This window comes from Promicromonospora sp. NPDC057488 (genome assembly GCF_042802395.1).
In the GTDB taxonomy this organism is placed as follows: domain Bacteria; phylum Actinomycetota; class Actinomycetes; order Actinomycetales; family Cellulomonadaceae; genus Promicromonospora.
On record NZ_JBHVEG010000317.1, the window covers coordinates 1 to 3,328 of the forward strand.

The following is a 3,328-nucleotide window of genomic DNA, read 5'->3' on the forward strand; positions in this document are numbered from 1 at the left end:
GACCAGGTCGGCGAACCGCCGCTGACGTACCTGACCCGCTGGCGCATGACGCTCGCGGCGGACCTCCTGACCGACCGCGACACGGCGACCGTCGCCCAGGTCGCGCGCGCCGTCGGCTACACCGACGCGTTCGCGTTCAGCGCCGCGTTCAAGCGGACGCGGGGCGTCAGCCCGAGCGCCTGGGCCGCCCGCGGGCTCGATCCGGTGCCTACGGTTGCGGGACGTCCCTGACGAACACGAGCGCGTCGGCCGCCGCGAGGTCCGCCGGGTCCAGGGGCGCGTAGCCGAACCAGGGGGACACCCGGGCCGCGAGCGCCGCCCCGGCAGGGGCCTCGTCCGCGAGCAGCGCGGCCAGCCGCGGCGCGTCCACGAGGAGCTGCTCCCGGTCGAGCCCGTACAGCAGCCCCTCGACGGTGCCGGGCTCCGGCTCGTCCACGCCCTGGTGTCGCAGCGTCCCGAGCGCCGTGGCGACGAACGCGTACCGGTCGCTGAGCCGGGCGCTGACGAGCGCCCCGGCGCCCCACCACTCCAGGCGTGGGTGGTCCCACATGGTCATGGTGCTCCGGGTGCGCTGCAGGTGGCTGTTGTGGGCGGCCACCAGCACGGGTCCGTGCTCGGCCTGAGCGAGCAGGTTGCCGGCGATCATGGCGTCGCGGATGCCGAGCAGCCGCGTCATGCGCGCGGGCGTGGGGTCGGCCATCCAGAAGTGGTAGCGCAGCAGGCCGGTGGCGGTGCGCGCGTACAGGTGGGCCCGGTCCCACTCCTGGGGCGTGGAGGCGGCCAGGAGCTGCGGGGCGTGGGTCTCGAGCAGGGTCGCCAGGTCGTCCGCGAGCAGGCGCAGCTCCCTGGCCTCCGCGGACTGCCCCACCGACCGGGCGGGGTCCATCATCGCGGCGGGCTCGGTCCAGGCGTCGTCCGGGCCGATCAGCCGGTCGAGCACGTCCGCGGCGCAGGGCATCAGGTCGGCGTCCACGCGGGCGGCCAGGTAGTCGTGCAGCGCGGTCAGGGCCGCGCGGGGGCTGGCGGCCGCCTGGATCTCCAGCGGGCCGTCGGCACCGGCGAAGCGGACCTGGTCGGCGGCCGGCCGGCCCTCGTTGTGGGCGCGCATCCAACGCACGAGCTCGCGGTTGCCCGGGTACGCGCCCCACTCGTGGCTCAGGCCGCGCGCCAGGACGTCGTCGAGGTCGCCCCGGCCGGTCGTGACGTAGTCGTCCACGAGCAGGCCCGCGAGGCAGTCGGTCTCCAGGGCGATCGTGCGGTAGCCGTGCTCCTCGACGAGCTCGCGGAACAGGGTGTTGCGCGTCCGGAGCAGGTCCTGCGCGCCGTGGGTCGGCTCGCCCAGGGCCAGGATGCGGGGCCGGTCCTTCAGCAGCGCCAGCACGGAGGCGGCGTCGACGGGATGAACGGTGTCCTCGATGTCTCTCACCATTCCCTCAACGGTATCGTTGAAGGCTCGGTTGAGACCTGGCCCCGGAACGGAGCGGTAGGTGGCGCAGAACCTTCAAAGCGGGGTCCGGCTGCGGCCCGTCGACCTGGCTCGCGGGCACGGCCTGTCCACGCAGGCGGTCCGCAACTACGAGGACGCCGGCATCCTCCCCGCCGCCGTCCGCACGCCCGCCGGCTACCGGGCCTACACACCGCGGCACGCCCGGGCGCTGCGCGCCTTCCTGGCCCTGGTGCCCGGGCACGGCCACCAGGGAGCGGCCGCGATCATGCGCGCGGTGCACGACGGCGCCGTCGGCGAGGCGTTCCGGCTGATCGACGAGAGCCACGCCCTGCTCCTTCAGGACCGCCGGACGCTCCGCGCCGTCGAGGACGCCCTGCGCGACCTGGACGGCGCACCGCCCGCCCGCCCGGCCCCGCGGGCCGGGCCGCAGGACACGTTCATCGGCCCGCTCGCGGCGCAGCTGCGCATCCGGCCCGCCACCCTGCGCACCTGGGAGCGCGCGGGCCTGGTCCGGCCGCGCCGCGACCCGCAGACCGGCTACCGCGTCTATGACGCAGCGGCGGTGCGCGACGCCCGGTTGACCCACCAGCTCCGCCGCGGCGGCTACCTGCTGGAGCAGATCGTGCCGCTGATCGAGCGGGTGCGGACGGCCGGCGGCCTCGCGCCGCTGGAGTCCACCCTGGCGGGGTGGCACGGCCGGCTGACCGACCGCGGCCGGGCGCTGCTCGCCGGGGCCGCCGCCCTGGAGGCCTACCTCGCCGCCACCGAGCGCGCAGCCAGCCCTCAGACGGAGACCAGCCTCACCGATCGGCCCGCAGCCGCGCCGCCTGCTTGATCAGGTGCGTGCGCTCGGCGGCGCTGGTCGCCCGGTCCGCGGCGACCGTGTAGTGCCGCACGGCCAGCTCGGTGTCGTCGGCGCGCTCGTACAGGTGGGCCGCGACGGCGTCCCACCGGGACAGCCCCGGGTCCACCTCGGCCAGCGCGGCCAGGCCGGCGCGCGGGCCGTCCACCTGCCCCACGGCGACGGCGCGGTTGAGCGCGACGACGGGGCTGTCCGTGAGCCCGGCGAGCTCGTCGTACCACTGCAGGATCTGCGGCCAGTCCGTCTCGGCGGCGACGGGGGCGTCGTCGTGCAGGGCGGCGATCGCCGCCTGGGCCTGGTACTGGCCGAGCCGGTCGCGGGACAGGGCGGTCTGGAGCACGTCGACACCCTCAGTGATCATCGCCGTGTCCCACAGCGTCCGGTCCTGCTCGTCCAGGGGTACCAGCTCGCCGGACGCGGTGTACCGGGCGTCGCGGCGCGCGTGGTGCAGCAGCATCAGGGCCAGCAGCCCGGCGATCTCGGGGTCGGCCCCCTCGGGGCGGACCGCCGAGGACACGGCAAGCTGCCGCGTGAGCCGGATCGCCTCGTCGGCCAGCGAGATCTCGCCCGTGAAGCCCTCGTTGAAGATCAGGTACAGCACGTGCAGCACGGCGCGGGCGTCGCCCGGCGTGTCGAACCGCTCGCCGGTGATGGTGCGCTTGGCACGCGAGATCCGCTGCGCCATCGTGGCCTCGGGGACCAGGAACGCCCGCGCGATCTGCGCCGTCGTCAATCCGCCCACGGCCCGGAGCGTCAACGCGATGGCCGACGCCGGGCTGAGTGCCGGGTGGCAGCAGCGGCTCAGGAGCAGCAGCGTGTCGTCCGACTGCTCGGTGGGGCCCTGGGGCGGCTCGTCGTGCACCCGTTCCTCGCGGCGCCGGCGGGCGGCCTCGGACCGCTGGAGGTCGATCAGCTTCCGGCCGGCCACCCGTAGCAGCCACGCCTTGGGGTCGTCCGGCGGGTCGTCCGGCCAGTGCCGCACGGCCTCGACGAGGGCCTCCTGGACGGCGTCCTCGGCC

The 3,328-nt window shown here is 75.7% G+C and carries 4 protein-coding genes; 2 read left to right on the plus strand and 2 right to left on the minus strand.

The genetic code is table 11. The annotated features are described in order from the left end of the window. On the plus strand, positions 1-231 hold a 231-nt coding region (locus ACFU5G_RS29625; RefSeq protein WP_377252683.1), incomplete at its 5' end, for a helix-turn-helix transcriptional regulator. Here ACFU5G_RS29625 and ACFU5G_RS29630 read toward each other — a convergent pair. Beyond that, positions 209-1,429: an erythromycin esterase family protein gene (locus ACFU5G_RS29630; protein WP_377252686.1), complete on the minus strand. Its 1,221-nt coding sequence runs from the start codon at positions 1,427-1,429 to the stop codon at positions 209-211. The two genes, ACFU5G_RS29625 and ACFU5G_RS29630, sit on opposite strands and share 23 nt — an antisense overlap. A 58-nt stretch (positions 1,430-1,487) precedes the next feature. Between ACFU5G_RS29630 and ACFU5G_RS29635 the strand changes: the two genes are divergently transcribed. Further along, a complete protein-coding gene (locus ACFU5G_RS29635) occupies positions 1,488-2,282 on the plus strand; it encodes a MerR family transcriptional regulator (protein ID WP_377252688.1) in 795 nt (264 codons plus the stop codon). On the opposite strand, the gene ACFU5G_RS29640 is transcribed toward ACFU5G_RS29635, so the two are convergent. Continuing rightward, positions 2,248-3,328 (minus strand): RNA polymerase sigma factor (locus ACFU5G_RS29640; RefSeq protein ID WP_377252690.1); only part of this gene is annotated, 1,081 nt, incomplete at its 5' end. The two genes, ACFU5G_RS29635 and ACFU5G_RS29640, sit on opposite strands and share 35 nt — an antisense overlap.

What these genes read in the sequence shown, in the direction of transcription:
- ACFU5G_RS29630 (WP_377252686.1), bottom strand. Translation starts at nt 1,429, where the DNA reads ATGGTGAGAGACATCGAGGACACCGTTCATCCCGTCGACGCCGCCTCC.